We start from the raw sequence: 21,541 nt of genomic DNA, 5'->3' as shown, positions 1-21,541 counted from the left end.
CACAACTACCTGTAATGACCACCGGCGGACTGCCTGAAGACAGCGCCGCCAATGAGATCAGCCAATCGACGGCGGCCATCACCGCCGACCCGGCGAAGACGGACGAGCTCGCCCCGAAAGTGATCGAGGCGCTCAAGACCGTCTACGATCCGGAAATTCCCATCAACATCTTCGAGATGGGGCTGATCTACGACGTGATCGTCGACGCGGCCGGGTTGGTCGGCGTCAAGATGACCCTGACCGCTCCCGCCTGCCCCGCCGCGCAGTCGCTGCCCGTCGAGGTCCGCGACAGGACCCTCAAGGTCGAAGGCGTGACCGACGCCAAGGTCGAGATTGTCTGGGACCCGCCCTGGACGAAGGACCGCATGTCGGATGCGGCGAAGCTTCAGTTGGGGATGCTCTGACCGGTCAGCGCTCGATCCGATAGAACAGCCCGAGGTGGTCAGCCGGTTGCTGCTGGAGTTTCTGGCCAGTCCGGCCTGAGTCGCGCCCGCAGGAGTGTTACTCTCCTCCTTCATGGCCCATTCGCGACCCGGACTCGACGCTGACCGCGCCCATCTTCTGCATCCACTTCACCATCCGTCAGCCTATCCGCAGGCCAGAATCTGGGTCGAAGGGCGCGGCGCGGTGATCAAGGACTCCACCGGCCGCGAGTATCTGGACGGCCTCGCGGGGCTCTGGAACGTGACCATCGGCCACGGCCGCGAGGCACTGGCTGCTGCCGCGCACGATCAGATGGCGACGCTGGCCTACTGCTCGTCGTACGCGGGCTCGACCAACTACCCGGCCATCGCCCTGGCCGAGCGCCTCAGTGAGATCGCCTACCCGTCGATCAACACGTTCTTCTTCACCAGCGGCGGCGCTGAGGCGACGGAAAGTTCTTTTAAGACGGCGCGGTTCTACTGGAAAGCGCGTGGCAAGGCGGACAAGACGAAGGTCATCTCGCGTCATCGCGCCTACCACGGCCTCACGCTGGCGGCGATGAGCGCGACCGGCCTGCCCGCGTTCTGGCCGATGTTCGAGCCGCGGGTGCCCGGCTTCTTCCACATCGACGCGCCCGATCCGTACCGCTTCGTCAATCCCGACCCGGCGACCAGCCTCGGTGTGGCCGCGGCCAACCAGCTCGAAGCCGCGATTCTCCGCGAGGGCCCCGACACGGTCGCCGCCTTCATCGCCGAGCCGGTGCAGGGCGCCGGCGGCGTGATCGTGCCGCCGCCGGATTATTTCCCCCGCATCCGGGAGATCTGCAATCGTCATGACGTGCTGCTGATTGCCGACGAGGTGATCACGGGCTTCGGGCGAACGGGCAAGTGGTTCGGGCTCGAGCATTACGGCATCGAGCCGGACATCATGCAGTTTGCCAAGGGCATCACCAGCGGCTACGTGCCGCTCGGCGGCATTGGCGTGTCCGACGCCATTCGCGAAGTGATCAACGGCGTCGCGCCGGCCAAGCGCTGGATGCACGCGTATACCTACTCGGGACATCCCACCTGCTGTGCTGTCGCGCTCAAGAACCTCGAAATCATGCACGACGAACAACTGGTCGAACGGGCGGCGCGGTTGGGTGTGCAGCTGGCCGAACGGCTGCAGCGTCTTACCGGTCTCGACGGGGTCGGCCACGTGCGGTCGCTTGGCCTGATCGGTGCGGTCGAGATCGTCGCCGACCAGGCCACCAAGGCGCTCTATCCGCCGGAGGCGCAGATGGCGTCGCGGCTCACCGACGCGATGCTGGAGCGCGGGCTGCTCACGCGCGTGGCCCTGGACTGCATCTGCATCGCGCCGCCGCTGGTGATCAGCGAGGCGCAGCTGGACCGGGTGGTCGAGATCATCGCCGACGCGGTTCCTGCCGCGCTCGCGGCCGCAAGGAGTTGAGACCCAAGCCACCGGCCCTAAGTCCATTTCCAGCGTCATAATGGAGGTATGCGGGGTGTTGCGCTGTTGGCGCTTGTTGTGAGCCTGTCGTCGCCCGCGTGGGCGCAGGACTCAGCGCCCGCTCCGGCGGCCCAAGCCGATTCCCAGATCGACGCCACCAAGCTTGGCGTCTCTCTCGCCAGAATCCAGAAGGGCCTGCGCGTCACCGAATCGCGCGAGAAGCAAAAGCAGCCGGGCGCCGCCCTGCGGCTCGAGTTCCAAGTCCAGGTCTACGGCACCGCGCCCAGGATCGAGGTGCTCAAGGGCATCGACCTGTTCAACGGCCCGGTGCCCGGCTCCGCACCGACCCACCGGCAATTCATCGATTTCGTGACCCCGCAGATCTATCGCACGCCCGGGTTGCCGATTTCGGCGCTCGCCGGCTGGGCCGCCACGCAGTTGTGGCAGAAGAGCAAGAAGTCCAAGTGCGAGGAAGAGATCGAGGCCTATCGCGCCATGCTGATGCAAGGCATCAGCGTTTCGGCGCCGCGCTGCACCCAGTAGTAGCGACCACGAATGAAGGCGCCGACGGGCTGCCAGGGACGTGCTCACCTGGCCTTGTGAGACGACTCCACGAGCACGAGGCCGGAGCCTAGTCCCGCCGGCAGCCGGTCGCCCAACCCACTCAGGTTGTAGCCTTCGCGAATCTTCCCTTTGACCACGACCCGCGCGCCGTTGCGCGGAACGCCGTGCTCGGAGACGACCCAGAGCTGCCCGGAGCCGTCCTTGAGCCGATAGGCGCCACGAGACAAGACCGAGAAGCTGTCGGTGACTTCGCCCGACACGGTTACGTCCTGGTTGCGATAGCGCCCCGGGTCGGCGAGCACCTTGTTGATCGTGACCGAGGCGCAGGCGGCTGCGCCCAGCACCACCAGCACCGCCAGCGTGCCGAGCGGACGGATCCGTAGTTCGTGAGGTTTGGTAGCCATGGTCACCATCCTAGGCCTCTCGCCGGGGATGAGGTGTGCCGCATTGCACATCGCGATGGCGTGACCGGCGCTGTACGATGATGAATCTGCGTCAGCCGACGGACACCCCATGAACCCCAAGACCATCATCGAGCCGTTCCGCATCAAGTCGGTCGAAGCAATCAAGTTCACGACCAGGGCCGAGCGCGAGGTGGCGTTGGCAGGGGCCGGCTACAACGTGTTTGGGCTGCGCGCCGAAGACGTGCTGATCGACCTGCTCACCGACTCGGGGACCGGCGCCATGTCCTCCGCCCAGTGGGGCGCGCTGATGCAGGGCGACGAGTCATACGCCGGCAGCCGCTCGTTCTATCGGTTCGAGCAGGTCGTGCGCGACCTCACCGGCCTGGCGCACATCATCCCGACCCACCAGGGACGCGCCGCCGAGCGCATCCTGTTCCATACCGTCCTGAAGCCCGGCCAGATCGTCCCGAACAACAACCACTTCGACACGACCAGGGCCAACATCGAGGTCGAGGAGGCGGAGGCGCGAGACCTGGTGATCCCGGAGGGCCGCGTCCCCGCGCTGATCCACCCGTTCAAGGGCAACATCGACCTGGGCGCGCTGGAGCGGCTGCTCGACGAGGACGGCGACCGCGTCCCGCTCGTGATGGTGACGGTGACCAACAACTCCGGCGGCGGCCAGCCGGTCTCGCTCGAGAACCTGCGCGGCGTCCGGGTGCTGTGCGACCGTTACCGGAAGCCGTTCTTCCTCGACGCGTGCCGGTTCGCGGAGAACGCGTGGTTCATCAAGACGCGCGAGGCGGGCCAGGCCGAACGAACGCCAAAGGCCATCGCGCAGGAGATGTTCTCGCTCGCCGACGGCTGCACGATGTCGGCCAAGAAGGACGGCCTCGCGAACATCGGCGGCTTCCTGGCCATGAACGACGACCGCTGGGCCGAAAACGCCAGGAACCTGCTGATCCTCACCGAGGGATTCCCCACCTACGGCGGGCTCGCGGGCTACGACCTCGAGGCGATCGCCACCGGCCTCGAGGAGGTCGTCGAGGAGCCGTATCTGCACTACCGCATCCGCTCCACCGAGTACCTCGCCGACAAGCTGGTGGCGGCCAACGTGCCGATCATCCGGCCCGCCGGTGGGCACGCAATCTACATCGACGCCCGCGCGCTGCTGCCGGCGATTGCGCCGCTTGCCTACCCGGGCATCGCCCTCGTCAACGCCCTCTATCTCGAAGCCGGGGTGCGGAGCGTCGAAATTGGAACGGTCATGTTCGGCCTGCACCCGGACGGGTCGGAGACGCCCGCGGCGATGGACCTGGTGAGGCTGGCGATTCCCAGGCGCGTGTACACGCAGTCACACATCGACTACGTGGCCGAATGCATGCTGGAGGTGGCGCGCACGAAGGATCGCCTTCGTGGCTATCGAATCGTCTCGGCGCCCAAGGCGCTGAGGCACTTCACGGCCAGGTTCGAGCCGCTCGGATGAGGGCCGGCAATTCCAGGACGCGCGCGGGCGTATACTGAATCCAGACGCGATTCTCGCGCCTGGCACCAAGGGGGGTTCCTGTGGGCTGGGGAAAGAAGATCGGCATCGGCTGCGCCTCTGCGTTCGGCCTCCTTGCCGTCTTTGTCATCATCGTCTTTCTTGTCGTCCGAACGCTCACGTCCGAGCCCGAGCAGGTCGTGCGGCAGTTCCTGACGGACGCGGCAGCCGGCAACTACGTTGCCGCTCACGCCGCCTTCTCCGTTCCGCTCAAAGAACGCCAGTCGCTCGACGCGTTCACCGCCACGGTGAAGTCGAGCCCGTCGCTCTTCGCGGTCGCGGACACGACGTTCACCGAGCGCAGCATCGACACGGCCGGCGCCAAGTTCGTCGGCACCGTGACCATCCAGGCCGGCACCAAGGTGCCGGCTTCGTTCACCCTCGTCAAGGAAAACGACGCCTGGAAGCTCCTCGAGTATCACCTCGGCTCGAAGGAGTGAGGGTCCAGCCGCCCGCGTTTCAAGGAGCAGGCATCATGAAAACGCTAATGTTCGCAGGGCAGATGGTTCTGGTGTGCGCGCTCGCCGCGTGCACCAGAACACTGAATATGGACGCCGCCAAGACGGCGATCCGCACGGGGCTGGCGGAGCAGACCGGTATCGCGATTTCGGCGGTGACGTGTCCGGAGACCCGGGACATCAAGGCCGGCGACAGCTTTCAGTGCACGGCCACCGCCGAGACCGGCGGCGATCTCGCGGTCACGGTGACGCAGAAAGACGACGCCGGCAACATCACCTGGACGCTGGCCAGCAGCGCGAACTTGATCGACCTGGCGGCGCTCGAAACCGAGATCAAGACCGGCCTGAAGGCGCAACTCGCGGTTGACGCTCAGGTCAGCTGCGGCGGCGGCAAGTACCGCGTCGCGGTGCCGACGAAGACCTTCGAGTGCACCGCCAAGTCAGGCGACAGCCAGGCGCCCATCATCGTCACGATGAAGGACGACAAGGGGAACATCTCCTGGGAGTCGGGACCGGCGAAGTAGCCGGTCTCAGCTCTTCGGAGCGGTGCCGGGCGCGGCCGGCGACAGGCTCGGCATCACGCCCTTCGCCTCGAGCACGCGCTTCGCGAGGTGGTTGACCACCACGGCGTCGTTGCGGATGGCGCCGATGTAGGCGGCGCGCAGGAGTTGTTCCTTGCGGCCCTTCAGCGTGTTGACGATGCCGTCACGCACCGCGGGCATGCTCGGGTCCTTCTGGCCGGCGGTATCGCGCGCGACGAGCAGCACGATGGTGTGGCCGCCGCCCATGCTCACCACGCTCGCCGAGCCTGGTGCCAGCTTGAGCACCGCGTCCCGCAGTGGCGGCGGGGCCTGCTGGAGCGCCGACGCCGGCACGAAGCCGAGGTCGCCGCCGCGCGGCGCCGTCTGCGGGTCCTCGGAGAAATCCGCGGCGAGATCGCCGAAGGTGGTGCCCGACTTCAGGCGCTCCATGATCATCTGCGCCTTGGCGTTCGCCTCCTGCGGGGTCTTGGCGTCGTCACCGGTCCGGTTGGCGATCTCGGCGTCGCGGATCGGCGTGATCGCGATCTGCGCGATGTGGTACGCGTCCTCGGGGCGGTTGAACTGCGCCTTGTTGGCGTTGAAGAAGGCGGTGACGTCCTGGTCGCCGACGGTGACCTTGGCGTTGACCTCGCGCTCGATCAACTTCTGCGTGAGCAGGTCGCGGCGCAGTCCCTCGCGCATGTCGGCCGGCGTGAGGTTCCGCTTGGCCAGTTCCTGCTGGAAGCCCTCTTCCGGGATGTTCTTGCGGGCATCGGCGTAGGCGGCGTCCAGTTCGGTGTCGGGCAGCTCGATCTTCAGCTCGCGCGCCTTGGCCACCAGGATGTCCTGGAGGATGAGATCGTTGAGGAGGCTCAGCTTGGCGGTGAGCACTTCGTCGTCCGACGGCACCTGGGCCTGTGCGGCGCGGCGGTAGGCCTTTTCGACTTCCTCCCGCGTGATCGTCCGGCCATCGACCACCGCCCAGGTGTCCGCGGTCACCGGCGGCGCGGCGCCTGGTGTGGACCGGCACGCGCCGACAAGGCCGGCCAGCATGAGCGTGACCAGCAGGGTGGTGTGGGGACGGCGGACCAGCGACGGTGAGATGCGATTCATTGCGTCCATTGTAGTCATTGCCGTGACCTGCCTCCAACGTCTACTCTTGGCAGCCATGTCGATGACACCTCTCGCAGCCTCGGTGGCCTTGCTGGCCGCACTCGCACTCGCGCCGCCCATGCAGGCCCAATCCGCTCCGCCGGAAGGGCCGGTCGGCCCGAGTCCGTACGACATCGTGCGGGGGTGGCAGAAGCCGTTCGCGGGGCCGGGCTACGCCTTCGGCGGCAATTCCGGCGTCTTTGCCGAATCGCCGGATCGCATCTTCGTCGCGCAGCGCGGGGAGTTCCGGTTGCCGGATCCGATCCCGGCCGAGTTCGCCGGCTTTGCCGGCTCCCTCAAGATGAACGTGCTGAGCCTCGTCGAACGCCGCGAGTGGCGCAACTGCCTCTATACGCTCGACAGCGCCGGCAAGGTCAAGGAGCGGTGGACCCAGTGGGATCACCTGTGCGAGGGCTCGGCCGGTCCCGGCCCGCATCGTGTTCGGATCAGTCCGTACGATCCGGCACGCCGCGTATGGGTGATCAACGAGACGTTCCACACCATCCACATCTTCTCGAACGACGGCAGCAAGCTGCTGAAGACCCTGGGCGAGAAGAACGCGCCCGGCAGCGACGCGACGCATTTCGCCAAGCCGCAGGATGTGGCCTTTCTGCCGGATGGGCGGATCCTGATCGCCGACGGCCTCGACAACCACCGCGTGATGATCCTGGACCGCAACCTGAACTACCTGGCGGAGTTCGGCGGCAATGGCAAGGGGCCGGGCCAGTTCAACGGCGTGCATGCGGTCGCCGTTGGACCCGGAGGCCGCATCTTCGCGCTCGACCGATCCGGCGGGCGCGTCAACGTGTTCAAGACGACCGCCGATCCGGCGAAGGTGGAGTTCGTCACCGCGTTCCCGGGCTTCTCGCTGCCCCTCGACATCATCGTCAACGACGACAGCCTGTGGATCACCGACCTCAAGCCGCTCCGCTTCGTGAAGCTCGACTTCCAGGGCAACCACCTCTACACGTGGCTCGTGCCCGCCGACCTGCCGGACGGCTATCTCGAGGTGCACGCGTTCTCGGTGGACTCGGCCGGCAACCTCTATGGCGGCGACAACCAGTACGGCCGCACCCAGAAGTTCGTGCCCAAGCCAGGTGCGAATCCGGCGCAGCTGATCCGCGCGCCGTGGATGGCGCGGTGATTTGACGTCTATCCGGCTGAAGCCGGATGCTACTTTTGCGAGAGCTTCGCGAAGGCCGCGCCAAACGCGGTGTTGGGCGTAGCGGCCGGGCGTGGTGGGGCCGCGGGCCGAGGGCCCTGCGCCGGCCCGCCTAGCCTGCCCGCGGGCTTCGCACCAGGCGTCACCACGCCGCTTTTCATGGTCAGCGCAATGCGCTTGCGCTCCGCATCCACCTCGACGACGCGCACCTTGACGATGTCGCCAGCCTTGACGACCTCGCGCGGATCCTTCACGAACCGATCCGCGAGTTGCGACACGTGGACGAGGCCATCCTGGTGCACGCCGATGTCCACGAACGCCCCGAAGTTGGCGACGTTGGTCACCACGCCTTCCAGCACCATGCCCGGCACGAGGTCGCGCAGGTCCTGGACCCCGTCCTTGAACGCGGCGGTCTTGAACTCGGGACGGGGATCGCGGTTCGGCTTGTCCAGTTCGGCGAGGATGTCCTTGACGGTGGGCACGCCGAATTGCGCGTCGGCGAAGTCTTCCGGCTTCAGCGTGCGGATCACCGGCGACTTGCCGATTAGTTCCCCGACCGCCAGGCCGGTTCGCGCCGCGATGCGCTCGACCACCGGATAGGCCTCGGGATGCACTGCCGACGCGTCGAGCGGGTTGTCGCCGTTCATGACGCGCAGGAAGCCCGCCGCCTGCTGGAACGTGCGCTCGCCGACGCGCGGCACCTTCAACAACTGCTTCCGGTTTCGGAACGGACCATTCGCATCACGGAAGGCGACGATGTTGCCGGCCAGTGAGTCGGTGAGACCGGAGATGCGCGCGAGCAATGGCACCGAGGCAGTGTTGAGGTCGGCGCCCACCGCGTTGACGCAGTCCTCGACCACCGCATTGAGCGTCTTGCCGAGCTGGAACGGGCTGACGTCGTGCTGATACTGGCCCACGCCAATGGCCTTCGGATCGATCCGCACCAGTTCGGCCAGCGGGTCCTGCAGCCGGCGCGCAATCGAGACGGCGCCGCGGAGTGAGACGTCGAGGTCCGGGAACTCCTTCGCCGCCAGCTCCGACGCCGAGTAGACCGAGGCGCCGGCCTCCGACACCATCACCTTGGTCAGCGGCAGCTCGGGGTGTGCCTTCATCAGGTCGGCGGCGAGCTTGTCGGTTTCGCGCGAGGCGGTGCCGTTGCCGATCGAGATGAGCTGCACGCCGTGCTTCGCGGCGAGTTGACCCAGCGTCCGCAGCGAGCCGGCCCAGTCCTTGCGCGGCTCGTGCGGATAGATCGTCGCGGTGTCGAGCACCTTGCCGGTGCCATCCACCACGGCGATCTTCACGCCGGTGCGAATCCCTGGATCCAGGCCCATCGTCACACGCTGACCGGCAGGCGCGGCGAGCAGCAGGTCGTGCAGGTTGCGGCCGAACACCTTGATGGCCTCGACCTCGGCTTGCTCGCGGAGGCGCGTTTCGGCGTCTACCTCGAGATGCGAGAGCAACTTGACCTTCCATGTCCAGCGAACGGTGTCGGCCAGCCAGTTGTCGGCGGCGCGGCCCCTGTGCTCGATGTTCGCGCGGCCGGCGATGCGGCGCTCGGGCTCGGTGGGGCCGTCGCCGCCCTCGTCCGGCAGGCCGACCGAGAGGCGCAGGAACCCTTCCTTGCGTCCGCGCAGCAGCGCGAGGACGCGATGCGACGGCACGGTCTTGATCTGCTCGGTGGCGCTGAAGTAATCCGAGTACTTGACGCCCTCGGCCTCCTTGCCTGGCGCCACCGTGGATTTCCATTCGCCGCGCTCCCACAGCAGCGTGCGGAGGCCGCCGACCAGCTCGGCATCCTCGGCGAAGGTCTCCATCAGGATCCAGCGCGCGCCCTCGAGCGCCGCGGCGGCGTCGGCGACACCCTTGTCGCCGTCAACGTATGCCGCGGCGGCGGCTTCAGGGCTGAGCGCCGGGTCGTGCCAGAGCGCCAGCGCCAGCGGCTCGAGCCCGGCCTCGCGCGCGATCTGCGCCTTGGTCCGGCGTTTCACCTTGTAGGGCAGGTAGAGGTCTTCGAGGCGGGCCTTGGTGACGGCGTCGCGGATGGACGCGGCCAGTTCAGGCGTGAGCTTGCCCTGCTCGTCAATGCTCTTCAGGATCGCGGCGCGGCGCTCTTCCAGCTCGCGCAGGTAGCCGAGCCGCTCTTCGAGCGCGCGCAACTGGGTGTCGTCCAGCCCGCCGGTCGCCTCCTTGCGGTAACGCGCGATGAACGGCACCGTGGCCTTGTCATCGAGGAGCGCGACCGCCGCCTCCACCTGGGGCACGCGGACGTGCAGTTCTTCGGCAATCAGTTGTGTGATCGATTTCATGTGGGACAACGCGGTGACGTGAGCGGCAATCAGCAGGCGGAGTAATCGGAACCGCAACGGCTCCCTGCACCCATTGTATTCACGATCGCGTCACGAGATGGCGGCAATCCGAATAATCTCGTGGAGTTGCCGCACGCCCTCGGTGAGCGCCGCCGGGCCCGGCTGCAGGATGTAGGTGGACTTCACCTCGTGAATGCGGCTGTGCTTGACGGCGGGAATCTCGCTCCAACCGGGGCGGGCCGCGATCTTCGCGGGCCGCACCGGCTTGCCGCACCAGGAGCCGATGATCACATCGGGAGCGCGTGCGATGACCGCCTCGCCCAACACGATGCGGTCCTTCGCGAGGCTGGCCTTGTCCAGTTCGGGAAAGATCGGATCACCGCCGGCAACTCGCACGAGCTCCTCGACCCAGCGAATGCCGCTGATCAGCGGGTCGTACCATTCCTCGAAGAACACCCTGGGCCGCCACGGCAGGGCGGCGGCGCGCTCGCGGATCTCGTCGAGGCCCTGGGTTAGCCGGTTCGCCAGCGCTTCGGCCTTGTCCGGCACGCCGACAATGCCGCCGAGCACGCGGATCATCTGGAGGATCTCCGCGACGCTGCGCTGGTTGAAGGTGAAGACGGGATAGCCGCGCTTCACCAGGTCGGTGGTGATGCCGGCCTGCAGATCGGAGAAAGCGAGAATCAGGTCCGGATTCAGCGCTTCGATCTTCTCGTAGCGTGCGTGCAGGAACGACGACACCTTTGGCTTCTGCCGTGCCTCTGGCGGGCGTACCGTGTAGCCGGAGACGCCGACCACACGGTCACCCTCGCCGAGCAGGTAGAGCGTCTCGGTGGTTTCCTCCGTGAGGCAGACGATTCTATTCGGGTAGGACATCCGCCTTCATCCTTTGGATTTCGGCGAGACCAGGTCGGCAAACACGAAGCCATCACGGTCCACGACCTCGCCGAGGCGGACTGGAATGGGATGGTTGAACATCGGGCCGGTGTGCGCGAACGAGTGGAACTCGCCGTTCTCGCCGCATGGGTCCACGCCCGCCGGCAACCCGTCGAGGAGCGCTTGATCGAAGGTACGGCCCGCGAACGCGCGGTCGAGTTGTTTCGGATTCACGCAAGTCAGCGTGGCGCGGAGGCCGGCGGCGATCATGTCGTTGGCGAGGTCAGCGGTCGGCTTCGTTTTCCAAATCGGGAACATCGGCACCAGCCCGGAGCCGGCGAGCCGTTCCTCGCGATAGCGCCGCACGTCTTCAAGGAACAGATCGCCGAAGGCCACGTGCGTGAAGCCGGCCTCCACGAAGCCCCGGACCGCCGTCCTCATGATCAACTCGTATTGCTCGTTCGTGCACGGCCACGGCAACGGCACGACGTGCAGGGGGAGACCGGTGGCGTCCGCCTGCGCCTGCAGGAGTTCGCGCCGCACCCCGTGCATGGCGACCCGATCGAAGGCCTCGTTGGTGGTTGTCAGCAGGCCGCCGATGGCGCCGGGAAGCTGCTGTTGAAGGCTGTGAAGCATCCACGCCGAGTCTTTGCCGGTTGACCAACTGACAAGAATCTTCATGCTCTCTCCGCGCGCACCAAAGTGCGCCCTACGGGTGCAGCGCCAGAGCCATCCGCTCGACGGTGTCGGCGAGGCGCGGGCCGGGGACCGTGACGGCGCGGCCGGAAATGAAGATCACCCGCCGGTTGCGGACGGCGGGCACCGACGCGAGCCGCGACCACGAGGCGAGTTCCGCCTGCGTCGGCGTGCCCTCCGGGATGTCGTCCGGGCGCAGCTCGAGGATCACTTCCGGCGCGCGTGCCAGGAGCACCTCCGTCGAAGCCTGCATCGACTCCCGGTCGATGTCGCCGAACACATCGTCTCCGCCCGCAATCTCCAGCATGTCGTGGAGAAAGCCGCGTCCGCCGCTCACGTAGATGTTTCGCAACGCCCGCGGTTCGCGCGAGAACACGAGTAGCGTCTTCGGCCTCCGCGTGCCGGCCACCCGGGCGCGCACGGCGGCCAGCCTGGCTTCGATGGCGGCCACGGCCCGGTCGGCCTCGGCCGAGTGTCCGGTCCTGGCGCCAAGCGCCTTCATGGTCAGCAGGATGTCCCTCAGGTCCGCGTGGCGGTAGTCGAACGTCGGTATCGCGGCCCGCTTCATCTGCGCCCGCAGGTCCACCTGGCTGCCGTAGGTGATGACCAGGTCCGGCTCGAGGGAGATGATCCGCTCGGTGTCGGGATCCAGCAACGCGCCCACGCGCGGGAGCTTCGTCACCTCGGGCGGATACTCGTCGTAGCTGGAGACGGCCACCACCTGCGGGCCGGCGCCCATGGCGTAGAGCATTTCGGTGAGCGCGGGGACCAGCGACACGATCCGTTGCGGGCGTGATTGAAGCGCAACCACGAAGGACACGAAGGGAACCACGAAGGACACGAATAAGACAACCACGAGTAACTTCGCGTGCTTCGTGATTGTGGTCTCCGCGTCCATGGTGGTTCGAATTGTCATGACTTCTTCACCAGCAACCACAAGAAGAACGGCCCGCCAATCAGCGCGGTGACGATGCCCACCGGCAGTTCCAGCGGCGCCATGATCGTGCGCGCGGCGAGGTCGCAAATCACCGTGAAGGCGGCACCGAACAGGGTGGCCGCGGGCAGCACCACGCGGTGGTCCGACCCCACCATCAAGCGCACCAGGTGGGGCACGACGATGCCGATGAAGCCGATCGGGCCGCCCAGCGACACCGCCGCGCCGGTGGCCAGCGAGGCGCTGAGGAAGGCCAGGCGCTGCGCGCGAATCACCTCGACGCCGCGCGCCGCCGCCACGTCCTCGCCCATGGTCAGCAGGTTGAGCGTGCGCGGCAGGACGGCGAACATGGCGAACGCCGCCAGCAGGAAGGGCAGCGCGGCGAGGATCGGGCTGTAGCTGCCCACGTCCAGGTCGCCCATCAGCCAGCGCACGGTCCTGAACGACTCCGTGAAGTCCGCCATGTACTGCACGAAGAGGATCAGCGCGGAGAAGAACGAGTTGAGCGTGACGCCCGCCAGCAGCAGCACGTTGGTGGAGAGCCCTCGCTTCTGCGAGGAGGCCAGCCAGTAGACGATGCCGATGGCGACCAGCGAGCCGGCGAAGCTGGCGATGGGGACCGACGAGACGCCCAGCATGCCGAGGTCGAGGCCGAGCGCGATGGCCAGCATCGCGCCCAGCGCCCCGCCGCTCGACACGCCCAGCGTGAACGGCGTCGCCAGCGGATTGCGGAGCATCGCCTGCAGCACGACGCCGGCGGCCGCCAGCGCGGCGCCGACGATGGCGCCCGACAGGACGCGGGGCAGCCGCGCCACGAAGAAGATCTGCGCGTCAACGTTGTCTTCCCACGGAATCGACGAGTCGAACGCCCTCGACAGCGAGATGCTCGTGCTCCCCACCGTCGGCGCCCAAATCACGACGGCCACCGCCACGGCAGCGAAGGCCACAACGATGGTGACGATGCGGCGGCGGATGGTCACCGTGACACTCGCCGGACCGGCACCACGATCATGTGGCCGGTGTCGCTGTGCACGTGCACGTCGGCCTCGACGTCGTAGAGTCGTCGCACGTTGTCCGGTGTCAGCACTTCGTTGGTCGGCCCCATCGCGACCACGCGGCCGTCGCGCATCAGGATCAGCTCGCGGCAGATCGACGCCGCCAGGTTGAGGTCGTGCGTCGAGATGGCCATGGTCACCGCATGGTCCCGGTTCAACCGCCGCAGGAGGGCCGAGACTTCCAGCTGGTAGCCGAGGTCGAGCGACGCCGTGGGCTCGTCCAGCAGCAGGAGCGCCGCCGATTGCGCGAGCGCGGCGGCAATGATCACGCGCTGTTTTTCGCCGCCGCTCAGTTCGTGGAACTGCCGGCCGGCCAGGTGCGCCGTGCCGGTGGCGGCCAGGGCCTCGTGCGCAATCCGGATGTCATCGGGACCTTCCACCGTGAACACGCCGAGGTGCGGGTGCCGGCCCATCAGCACGATCTCGATGACCGAATACTCGAACGCGAGTTCGGTCTCCTGCGGCACCACGGCGATCCGCCGCGCCACCTCGCGCCGCGACATGCGATCCAGCGGCTGGTCGACGAACCGCACGCGGCCGGACGAGGGGCGCCGCGTGCCGCTCAGCAGGCGCAGCAGCGTGGTCTTGCCGGAACCGTTGGGGCCGAGAATGCCGACGAGAGAGCCTGCGGCGAGGCGCAGCGTGACGCCGTCAACGACGAGCGGGCCGTCGGGCGCGTAGCGGAACGAGACCTGGTCTGCGGAAAGCACTGCGCGTCGCCTCCCAGGCGTCTCACGCGCCTGAATGAGTGACTTGCCCGTGAACTGCCAGTCTCCTGACTCGCGGATCGTGGAGTGTCTGCTCGAGAGCGAAAGCGAGTCGTTCCTACGGAACGACCCCAGTACCGACGTTGAACTCCGTGGTCGATACTTTCGCCGTCGTTGACACGCTCCACTAGGAGCCGCTTACAGTGGCGGGACCGTGTGGGCTTCGCACCCAACTTCCCTGGCTGTCCTGGTACGCGTCGGTTGAACCCCGAATTGTAGCATTGTTGCTAGAATGGATTCGGGACACATGCGCGCACGTTTACAGGCGGCCGGACTCGCTGACATCGCCGACAAGGTCGAGGCGCGCGAACGGCTGTCGTTTGACGACGCGGTGACGCTGTTCGAGGCGCCGGACCTGCTCGCCCTCGGCTGGATCGCCAATCGCGAGCGCGAGCGCCGTCACGGCGACCGCACCTACTTCAATCACAACCTGCGGCTCGAGGCCACCAACGTGTGCGAGGCCTCGTGCCTGTTCTGCTCGTTCGCGCGGCTCAAGGAAGGCGACGCCGGCGCGCACACCATGTCGCTCGAGCAGATCTTCGCCAAGCTGCGGCAGCGCGGCGATCAACCCGTGACCGAAGTTCATATCGTCAACGGGCTGCACCCCGGCCTGCCGTTCAGCTACTACACCGACCTGCTGAGCGGCTTGAAGCAGATCCGGCCGGGCATTCACCTGAAGTGCTTCACCGCGGTGGAGATTGCGTTCTTCTCGGATCACTACGGCAAGACGGACCGGCAGGTGCTCGAGGAGTTGAAGGCCGCGGGTCTCGACTCGCTCCCCGGCGGCGGCGCCGAGATCTTCGCGCCGCGGGTGCGCCAGAAGATCTGCCATGACAAGTGCGATGGCGCCCGTTACCTGGTCATCCACCGCCTTGCCCATGAGCTGGGCATGCGCACCAACGTGACGATGCTGTACGGGCACATCGAGACGATCGAAGAACGTGTCGACCACCTGCTGCAGACGCGGGCGCTGCAGGACGACACCCGCGGGCTGCAGGCGTTCATCCCGCTGGCGTTCCATCCCGACAACAACCAGATGCGGAAGCTGCCGGCGCCGTCGGCGAGCGAAACGCTGAAGGTGCATGCGGTGGCGCGGCTGGTGCTCGACAACGTCGATCACATCAAGGCCTACTGGATTTCCTGCGGCGTCGAGGTGGCGCAGACGGCGTTGTGGTTCGGCGCCGACGACCTCGACGGCACGGTGCAGGAGGAGACGATCTATCACATGGCCGGCTCGTCGACGCCGACGGCGTTGTCCACCGACGACATCGAGCGGCTCATCCGCGACGCCGGCCGCGAGCCGATCGAGCGCGACACGCTCTACAACGTCGTCCGCATCCCGGTGGCGATGTAGCGTCCGGCGTCAGCCGGGCCTGGTCCGCCTGAAGGCGGACACGACATCTTTCTGCTACACTAATTGCAGGCCAAATTTCACCCAGGCAATAGCCGCAAGTGGAGTTTGGTCTTTTCGCGCCCGGAGATTGCGAAAACTTTCACAAGCTCGCAAGCCGGCGCGGCTACGGAGTTTGATAACGCCATGGCGACAGGCACATTTTTGCCGGTCCTCAACGAAGTCGAGAAGGCCTCCATCCACGAGCGGCAGCCGCTGCCCGAGGCCTACCTCGGGCTGCCAGACGACGAGATGGCGGTGCGCATTGCCGCGGCCCGCGCCGCGCTCGGCGACCGCCTCGTCATCCTCGGTCACCACTACCAGCGCGATGAAGTGATCCGCTTCGCCGACTACACCGGCGACTCGTTCAAGCTCGCGCGCGAAGTGGCGAAGCACCCGCGCGCCGACTACATCGTGTTCTGCGGCGTGCACTTCATGGCCGAGAGCGCCGACATCCTCGCCATGCCGCACCAGCGGATCATCCTGCCGGACCTGGCCGCCGGCTGCTCGATGGCCGACATGGCGCCCGCGGATCAGCTCGAGGTCTGCTGGAGCGAGCTCGGGCAGTTGGGCCTCGTCGCACCTGCCCTGAGCGGAGTCGAAGGGCGCGTCGTGCCGGTGACCTACATCAACTCGGCCGCGTCCATCAAAGCGCTGGTCGGCGAGAACGGCGGCACGGTCTGCACCTCGTCCAATGCGGCGGCGACACTGAAGTGGGCGTGGGCGCAGAAGGACAAAGTGCTGTTCCTGCCGGATCAGCACCTCGGGCGGAACACCGCGTTCAAGATGGGCGTGCCGCTCGACCAGATGGTGGTGTGGGACCCCTTCGAACCGTTCGGTGGCCTCACCAGGGAGCAGCTCGAGCACGCGAAGCTGATCCTCTGGAAGGGCCACTGCTCGGTGCACGTGCGGTTCACCGCCGGGCAGATCGACAAGGTGCGGGTCGAGCATCCCGGCATCAAGGTGATCGTGCATCCGGAAGTCCCGTTCGACGTGGCGCAGGCCGCGGACGACATGGGGTCCACCGAACACATCCTCACGACGGTGCGCGACAGCGCGCCCGGCTCAGTGTGGGCGGTCGGCACCGAAGTGCACCTCGTCCACAGGTTGGCAGAAGAGGTGGCGCCGGACAAGACCGTGGTGTCGCTCGACCAGTTCGGCTGTCTCTGCTCGACCATGTTCCGCGTGTCGCCCAACCACCTCCTGTGGGTGCTGGATTCGCTCATTGACGGCGAGGTGGTGAACGAAATCGTGGTGCCGGAAGAGCAGAAGAAGTGGGCTAAGATCGCGCTAGATCGAATGCTCTCGATCACATAGGCCCCCCATAAAGGGGGGCCCTACAGGAGAGGTTTCATGGCTCACACACTTCCCGCGCTGCCCTACGACGCCGCAGCGCTCGAACCGCACATCGACACCCAGACGATGCAGATCCACCACGGCAAGCATCATCAGGCGTACGTGACCAACCTGAACGCGGCGCTCGACAAGCACCCCGCGCTGCACGACAAGAGCCTGGACGACCTGATCAAGGGCATCAACAGCGTGCCGGACGACATCAAGACCGCCGTGCGCAACAACGGTGGCGGCCACTGGAACCACTCGTTCTTCTGGAAGCTGATGGCGCCCACCGCCGGCGGCGCGCCCACGGGTTTGGTCGCCGATGCCATCAATAGTTCATTTGGGGATTTCGAGAAGTTCAAGGCCGGGGTTAACCAGGCCGGCGCCACCCGCTTCGGCAGCGGCTGGGCCTGGGTGATCGACAACGGCGGCAAGCTCGAAGTGATGAGCACGCCGAACCAGGACAACCCGTTGATGGAGGGGAAGAAGGCCATCCTCGGCATCGACGTGTGGGAGCACGCCTACTACCTGAAGTACCAGAACCGCCGCCCCGATTACCTCGGCGCGTGGTGGAACGTGGTCAACTGGGCGGAAGTGAATCGCCTGCTCAAGGGCTAACCGCGGGAATTCAAGACCACCACGAAGAGCACGAAGTAGATACCACGAAGGACGCGAAGCATCTTTGGGCGGCCCAAGAGAATTCTTCGTGTCCTTTGTTTGTTACTTCGCGTGCTTCGTGGTGGCATGGCCATCGGCCGCGCGCGCGCAAGATCCTCCCCACGTCACCGCCACGCTGTCGAACGTCACCCGTGTCGAATCCTGGTCGTATTTTCAGCCTCGCCTTGATCCCCTCGCGCTGACGCGCGAGCCGATCGGCGATCCGGAATACACGTTCCTCGGCGATCGCGCCGAACTCGGCGTACGGGTGGACGGTTCGCGCTTCGACCTGAGCGGCGCCTTCAATTACGTCCGCGTGGAGAACCTGCCGGCCAGGGCGATCGGCCCCGGGGGCCTGGGCACCGGCGCGTTCTATTTCGCATCGTCGGGCGTCCGCTACAGTTACCAGCTCTATCTCGGCGAGCTGGCCTTGAAGGTCAAGGCCGGCGACGGCCGCGCCTCGATCGCGATCGGGCGAATGCCGTTTGCGTCGGGTGCCGAAACCCTGGCGGCCACCGCCTCGCTCGAGACGCTCAAGCGCGAGCGCCTGCACTCGCGGCTGATCGGCAACTTCGAGTGGTCGTATTACCAGCGCCGGTTCGATGGCCTGCGGCTGGACCTCGACCGCCCGCGGTGGCACGTCACCGCAGCGGCGTTGGTGCCGACGCAAGGCGGGTTCGAAGAATCCACCAACCTGTCGATGCCCAAGGTCCAGGTCGCGACCGCCGCGTTCACCATGAAGGGATCCGCCGCCACCGGAGAGTGGCAGGTGTTCAACACCCTGTATCGCGATCACCGCGGCACTGCGGCGGTCGTGGACAACACCGGCTCGAACGATCGCCCGATCGACGTGGACGTGATCGCGATCGGCGGGTCGCACGCGCGCGTGACGCCGACGCCGGCCGGGGAACTCGACACCGTGCTGTGGGGCGCCGGCGAAGGCGGGCGCTGGTACGGCCAGGCTCACCGGGCCGCCAGCGTCGCCGCCGAAATCGGACATCGCTGGACGCGCGCGCCCTGGCGGCCCTGGCTTCGCGCCGGTTACCTGTGGGCCTCCGGCGACCGCAATCCGGACGATGGGCGGCACGGCACGTTTTTCCAGATGCTGCCGTCGACGCGCAAGTACGCCTTGTCGTCCACCTACGCGCAAATGAACCTGAGCGACGCGTTCGCGCAAGCCTGGTTTGAACCGCATGGGATGAAGGCGCGTATCGAAGTACATGCGCTCGGGCTGGCGAGCGGACGGGACCTCTGGTATCACGGCAGCGGTGCCACCGCCAGCCATGGGCGCTTTTTCGGGTTCTCCGGCCGCGCCGCCGGAGGCGAGACGCGAGTGGGCACGGTGCTGGAGGGCGCGGTGGACGTGCCCATCCGGAAGCACTGGTCGGTGAACGCGTATGCCGGCACGATGTGGGGCGGGGCCGTCGTGACGCGGCAATTCAGCGGCCGGCGCCTCGGATTCTGGTACCTCGAGAACGTGATTCGATTCTGACCCGGCGACCGTCCTGCGGATTCCCTCAGGGCCGGCCTGATCGAGATGGAGGTTGAAGTGACCGAGACGACTTACCGTGAGCCCGACCCGTCGCTGGTGACCATCACCCACGTGACCTACGCGCTGCACGCGCTCGGCCTGGCGATTGGCGCGTTCGGCGCCTCGACCGTGGTCGGCGCGTTCCTGTTCGGGTGGCCGTCGATCATCGCCGTGATCATCAACTACGTGAAACGCGGCGACGCCCGCGGCACGTGGCTGGAGTCGCACTTCACCTGGCAGATCAACACGTTCTGGCTCGCCATGGGCGCCGCCTGCGTCGTCTTCGTGCTCGGCCTGCTGCTGGTGATCGTGCTCGTCGGGTTTGCGATTTGGGCGGTGGGGCTGTTCGCGATTGGCTGCTGGGCGATCTATCGGATCGTGACCGGATGGCTGCGGCTGCAGGATCGCCGCGCCATCGCCTGACGGCAGCGGCCCCGTGGGAGGGGCCGGTGGTACGGCTGGCAAGGGCGGCTGAACCGGCGATGACGGGAATGTCGCAAATGAGAAAAAGGGGACAGTTTTGTCGTCTTGCTCAGTGACGGCTTCATTTATGTTGTAAGTCTTCGCCTGCCCGTGATGTAGTCGACTGTCATGCGGAGCAGCCGACCAAAGGGGCCGATGAGCGAGCTGGCGGCGCTGGCCGAGCTCGGCCGCCTGTTGGGCACCGGCGCCCACTTGCGGGCCGCCCTGGCGCGCGGGGTCGAGCACCTCGAGGAACTGGTCGGCGCCTCGAGCGTCGGCGTGTGGTTGCGCGACGAAGCCGATTCCGAAGTCCGGCTGGTGGCGACCACCGGCGTGGCGTGGCAGGCGCGGCACCGCGGGCGTCATCAATCAGGCGACGCCGTGACCAGCCGCGTGGTCGAGAGCGGCCGGCCCGTGGTGGTGCCGCGCGTCAGCAAGGAACCGCTGTTCGTGACGCGCGGCAGCGGCTTGCGCCTGAGCGGGACCCGCGACGCGTCGTTCGTGTCGGTGCCGGTCACCGTGGGCGGGCGCACCGAGGGCGCGATTGGTGTGCTGCTGCCGTTTCGCGCCGACGCCGCGCTCGGGCACACCTGTGAGCTGCTGGTCGTGGCGGGCACCCTGGTGGGCCAGGCGGTGCGCGTCGAGCGGCTGGTCCAGTCGGAGCGCCAGCGGCTGCAGCAGGAGAACACCCAGCTCCGGCAGGAGTTGAAGGAGCGCTACGACTTCCGCAACATCATCGGCACGAGCCGTCCCATGCAGACCCTCTACGAGCAGATGGCGCAGGTGGCGGGCGTGACCACCACCGTGCTGATTCGCGGCGAGTCGGGCACGGGCAAGGAACTGATCGCGCACGCCCTGCACTACCACTCACCCCGGGCCAATAAGCCCTACGTCAAGGTGAATTGCGGGGCGCTGCCCGAGGAGCTGGTCGAGTCGGAGCTGTTCGGCTACGAGCCCGGCGCGTTCACCGACGCCAAGGTGACCAAGAAGGGCAAGTTCGAGCTGGCCAACGGCGGCACGTTGTTCCTCGACGAGATCGGCGAGTTGACGCCGGCGACGCAGGTCAAGTTGCTGCGGGTGCTGCAGGAACGCGAGATCGAGCGGCTGGGCGGCACGCAGACCATCAAGATCAACGTGCGGCTGATCACCGCGACCAACAGCGACCTCGAGGCGGCCATCCGCCAGCGCACGTTCCGCGAAGACCTGTTCTACCGGCTCAACGTCTTCAGCCTGTACGTCCCGCCGCTGCGCGAGCGCAAGTCCGACATCCTGCTGCTCGCCGATCACTTCGTCGAGAAGTACGCGCGCCTGCACGAGAAGGAAGTGCGGCGCATCGCGACCACGGCGATTGACCTGCTGATGAGTTATCACTGGCCGGGCAACGTGCGCGAGCTCGAGAACGTGGTCGAGCGCGCCGTGCTGGTGTCGTCCGGCGGGGTGATGCACGCGCACGACCTGCCGCCGTCGCTGCAGACTGCGGAGGTGTCGGGCACCCTGCCGCGGGTGTCGCTCGAGCAGGCGGTGGCGGCGCTCGAGCGCGACCTGATCCAGGACGCCCTCAAGTCGGCGCGCGGCGGCATCGCCCGCGCGGCGCGCCTGCTGGATTCCACCGAGCGCGTGGTCGCCTACAAGATTCGCCAGCTCGGGCTCGACCCCGCGCGGTTCAGGGCCGTGACCAGACCCCACATGATTGTCGAGTCGGAATAGCCGCTCAGACAAAAATGTCGTCCTGAAAACGCCCTCGATCCACCTGCCACGCCAGCCGCAATCCGCCTGTCTTCAACGAGTTATCGCCCCCCGCCTCGCGCGCCCCGCGGCGTGTCCCGATTCTTGCACTGAGGAGCCGCACGCGC

General features: G+C 66.9%; 21 protein-coding genes and 1 riboswitch. Of the genes, 13 read left to right on the top strand and 8 right to left on the bottom strand.

Annotation, left to right across the window (positions count from 1 at the left end; translation table 11 throughout):
- Nucleotides 1-14: 14 nt before the first annotated feature.
- From WC815_15505 to WC815_15495, 3 genes are all read left to right on the top strand, one after another.
- A complete protein-coding gene (locus WC815_15505) occupies nt 15-404 on the top strand; it encodes a DUF59 domain-containing protein (GenBank protein ID MFA5910187.1) in 390 nt (129 codons plus the stop codon).
- Between the two features lie 112 nt (nt 405-516).
- Nucleotides 517-1,872 carry an aspartate aminotransferase family protein gene (locus WC815_15500; GenBank protein ID MFA5910186.1) on the top strand — a complete coding sequence of 452 codons (1,356 nt, stop codon included), beginning with the start codon at nt 517-519 and terminating at the stop codon, nt 1,870-1,872.
- A gap of 48 nt (nt 1,873-1,920) precedes the next feature.
- Nucleotides 1,921-2,415 carry a hypothetical protein gene (locus WC815_15495; protein ID MFA5910185.1) on the top strand — a complete coding sequence of 165 codons (495 nt, stop codon included), beginning with the start codon at nt 1,921-1,923 and terminating at the stop codon, nt 2,413-2,415.
- A gap of 44 nt (nt 2,416-2,459) precedes the next feature.
- Here the strand turns inward: WC815_15495 and WC815_15490 are convergent, their stop codons facing one another.
- Nucleotides 2,460-2,840 (bottom strand): OB-fold nucleic acid binding domain-containing protein, encoded by a 381-nt coding sequence (locus tag WC815_15490; GenBank protein MFA5910184.1) that lies wholly within the window; start codon nt 2,838-2,840, stop codon nt 2,460-2,462.
- A 109-nt stretch (nt 2,841-2,949) separates the two neighbouring features.
- On the opposite strand from WC815_15490, the gene WC815_15485 reads away from it, so the two are divergent.
- The 3 genes from WC815_15485 to WC815_15475 all read left to right on the top strand — a co-directional run bounded on the left by WC815_15485 (nt 2,950) and on the right by WC815_15475 (nt 5,362).
- Nucleotides 2,950-4,323, top strand: a complete 1,374-nt coding sequence (locus WC815_15485; GenBank protein MFA5910183.1) for a tryptophanase — start codon at nt 2,950-2,952, stop codon at nt 4,321-4,323.
- Nucleotides 4,324-4,403: 80 nt separating this feature from the next.
- Complete coding sequence (locus WC815_15480; protein ID MFA5910182.1) at nt 4,404-4,820, top strand: hypothetical protein; 417 nt, start codon at nt 4,404-4,406, stop codon at nt 4,818-4,820.
- A 35-nt stretch (nt 4,821-4,855) separates the two neighbouring features.
- Nucleotides 4,856-5,362 carry a DUF4333 domain-containing protein gene (locus WC815_15475; GenBank protein ID MFA5910181.1) on the top strand — a complete coding sequence of 169 codons (507 nt, stop codon included), beginning with the start codon at nt 4,856-4,858 and terminating at the stop codon, nt 5,360-5,362.
- 6 nt (nt 5,363-5,368) lie between these two features.
- On the opposite strand, the gene WC815_15470 is transcribed toward WC815_15475, so the two are convergent.
- On the bottom strand, nt 5,369-6,472 hold the full coding sequence (locus tag WC815_15470; GenBank protein MFA5910180.1) for a peptidylprolyl isomerase: 1,104 nt from the start codon (nt 6,470-6,472) through the stop codon (nt 5,369-5,371).
- A 61-nt stretch (nt 6,473-6,533) separates the two neighbouring features.
- Between WC815_15470 and WC815_15465 the strand changes: the two genes are divergently transcribed.
- The gene (locus WC815_15465; protein ID MFA5910179.1) at nt 6,534-7,655 is read left to right on the top strand and encodes a hypothetical protein; all 1,122 of its coding nucleotides are present in this window, start codon (nt 6,534-6,536) and stop codon (nt 7,653-7,655) included.
- A 29-nt stretch (nt 7,656-7,684) separates the two neighbouring features.
- Here the strand turns inward: WC815_15465 and WC815_15460 are convergent, their stop codons facing one another.
- The 6 genes from WC815_15460 to WC815_15435 all read right to left on the bottom strand — a co-directional run bounded on the left by WC815_15460 (nt 7,685) and on the right by WC815_15435 (nt 14,253).
- The gene (locus WC815_15460; protein MFA5910178.1) at nt 7,685-9,982 is read right to left on the bottom strand and encodes a Tex family protein; all 2,298 of its coding nucleotides are present in this window, start codon (nt 9,980-9,982) and stop codon (nt 7,685-7,687) included.
- Nucleotides 9,983-10,072: 90 nt separating this feature from the next.
- On the bottom strand, nt 10,073-10,858 hold the full coding sequence (locus WC815_15455; protein MFA5910177.1) for a cobalamin-binding protein: 786 nt from the start codon (nt 10,856-10,858) through the stop codon (nt 10,073-10,075).
- A gap of 6 nt (nt 10,859-10,864) precedes the next feature.
- A complete protein-coding gene (locus WC815_15450; GenBank protein ID MFA5910176.1) occupies nt 10,865-11,539 on the bottom strand; it encodes a hypothetical protein in 675 nt (224 codons plus the stop codon).
- Nucleotides 11,540-11,567: 28 nt separating this feature from the next.
- A complete protein-coding gene (locus WC815_15445; protein ID MFA5910175.1) occupies nt 11,568-12,470 on the bottom strand; it encodes a helical backbone metal receptor in 903 nt (300 codons plus the stop codon).
- Nucleotides 12,467-13,468, bottom strand: coding sequence for an iron ABC transporter permease (locus WC815_15440; protein ID MFA5910174.1), 1,002 nt, complete (start codon nt 13,466-13,468; stop codon nt 12,467-12,469). Before WC815_15440 ends, WC815_15445 begins: the two co-directional genes overlap by 4 nt.
- Nucleotides 13,465-14,253 (bottom strand): ABC transporter ATP-binding protein, encoded by a 789-nt coding sequence (locus WC815_15435; protein MFA5910173.1) that lies wholly within the window; start codon nt 14,251-14,253, stop codon nt 13,465-13,467. Before WC815_15435 ends, WC815_15440 begins: the two co-directional genes overlap by 4 nt.
- 60 nt (nt 14,254-14,313) lie before the next feature.
- Nucleotides 14,314-14,488: riboswitch (cobalamin riboswitch) on the bottom strand.
- 69 nt (nt 14,489-14,557) lie between these two features.
- On the opposite strand from WC815_15435, the gene mqnE reads away from it, so the two are divergent.
- From mqnE to WC815_15405, 6 genes are all read left to right on the top strand, one after another.
- Complete coding sequence (gene mqnE / locus WC815_15430; GenBank protein MFA5910172.1) at nt 14,558-15,664, top strand: aminofutalosine synthase MqnE; 1,107 nt, start codon at nt 14,558-14,560, stop codon at nt 15,662-15,664.
- Between the two features lie 183 nt (nt 15,665-15,847).
- On the top strand, nt 15,848-17,017 hold the full coding sequence (nadA, locus tag WC815_15425; GenBank protein ID MFA5910171.1) for a quinolinate synthase NadA: 1,170 nt from the start codon (nt 15,848-15,850) through the stop codon (nt 17,015-17,017).
- Between the two features lie 36 nt (nt 17,018-17,053).
- Nucleotides 17,054-17,656: a superoxide dismutase gene (locus tag WC815_15420; GenBank protein MFA5910170.1), complete on the top strand. Its 603-nt coding sequence runs from the start codon at nt 17,054-17,056 to the stop codon at nt 17,654-17,656.
- Between the two features lie 88 nt (nt 17,657-17,744).
- Nucleotides 17,745-19,187 (top strand): alginate export family protein, encoded by a 1,443-nt coding sequence (locus WC815_15415; protein ID MFA5910169.1) that lies wholly within the window; start codon nt 17,745-17,747, stop codon nt 19,185-19,187.
- 57 nt (nt 19,188-19,244) lie between these two features.
- Nucleotides 19,245-19,649, top strand: a complete 405-nt coding sequence (locus WC815_15410) for a hypothetical protein (protein MFA5910168.1) — start codon at nt 19,245-19,247, stop codon at nt 19,647-19,649.
- Between the two features lie 168 nt (nt 19,650-19,817).
- Nucleotides 19,818-21,395: a sigma 54-interacting transcriptional regulator gene (locus WC815_15405; protein ID MFA5910167.1), complete on the top strand. Its 1,578-nt coding sequence runs from the start codon at nt 19,818-19,820 to the stop codon at nt 21,393-21,395.
- The last annotated feature ends 146 nt before the right edge of the window (nt 21,396-21,541 follow it).

It is taken from the genome of Vicinamibacterales bacterium (assembly GCA_041659285.1).
Lineage (GTDB): Bacteria > Acidobacteriota > Vicinamibacteria > Vicinamibacterales > UBA2999 > 12-FULL-67-14b.
The sequence above is the reverse complement of the archived record's forward strand: the minus strand, read 5'-3'. Positions and strand labels throughout refer to the sequence as shown.

Bases quoted from the DNA above. Each gene is read 5' to 3' on its own strand.
- WC815_15475 (MFA5910181.1), top strand. From the start codon at position 4,856: ATGAAAACGCTAATGTTCGCAGGGCAGATGGTTCTGGTGTGCGCGCTC.
- WC815_15495 (MFA5910185.1), top strand. From the start codon at position 1,921: ATGCGGGGTGTTGCGCTGTTGGCGCTTGTTGTGAGCCTGTCGTCGCCC.
- WC815_15490 (MFA5910184.1), bottom strand. From the start codon at position 2,840: ATGGCTACCAAACCTCACGAACTACGGATCCGTCCGCTCGGCACGCTG.
- WC815_15450 (MFA5910176.1), bottom strand. From the start codon at position 11,539: ATGAAGATTCTTGTCAGTTGGTCAACCGGCAAAGACTCGGCGTGGATG.
- nadA (MFA5910171.1), top strand. From the start codon at position 15,848: ATGGCGACAGGCACATTTTTGCCGGTCCTCAACGAAGTCGAGAAGGCC.
- WC815_15445 (MFA5910175.1), bottom strand. From the start codon at position 12,470: ATGACAATTCGAACCACCATGGACGCGGAGACCACAATCACGAAGCAC.
- WC815_15470 (MFA5910180.1), bottom strand. From the start codon at position 6,472: ATGAATCGCATCTCACCGTCGCTGGTCCGCCGTCCCCACACCACCCTG.
- WC815_15505 (MFA5910187.1), top strand. From the start codon at position 15: ATGACCACCGGCGGACTGCCTGAAGACAGCGCCGCCAATGAGATCAGC.
- mqnE (MFA5910172.1), top strand. From the start codon at position 14,558: ATGCGCGCACGTTTACAGGCGGCCGGACTCGCTGACATCGCCGACAAG.
- WC815_15460 (MFA5910178.1), bottom strand. From the start codon at position 9,982: ATGAAATCGATCACACAACTGATTGCCGAAGAACTGCACGTCCGCGTG.
- WC815_15455 (MFA5910177.1), bottom strand. From the start codon at position 10,858: ATGTCCTACCCGAATAGAATCGTCTGCCTCACGGAGGAAACCACCGAG.
- WC815_15465 (MFA5910179.1), top strand. From the start codon at position 6,534: ATGACACCTCTCGCAGCCTCGGTGGCCTTGCTGGCCGCACTCGCACTC.
- WC815_15405 (MFA5910167.1), top strand. From the start codon at position 19,818: ATGCGGAGCAGCCGACCAAAGGGGCCGATGAGCGAGCTGGCGGCGCTG.
- WC815_15500 (MFA5910186.1), top strand. From the start codon at position 517: ATGGCCCATTCGCGACCCGGACTCGACGCTGACCGCGCCCATCTTCTG.
- WC815_15485 (MFA5910183.1), top strand. From the start codon at position 2,950: ATGAACCCCAAGACCATCATCGAGCCGTTCCGCATCAAGTCGGTCGAA.
- WC815_15420 (MFA5910170.1), top strand. From the start codon at position 17,054: ATGGCTCACACACTTCCCGCGCTGCCCTACGACGCCGCAGCGCTCGAA.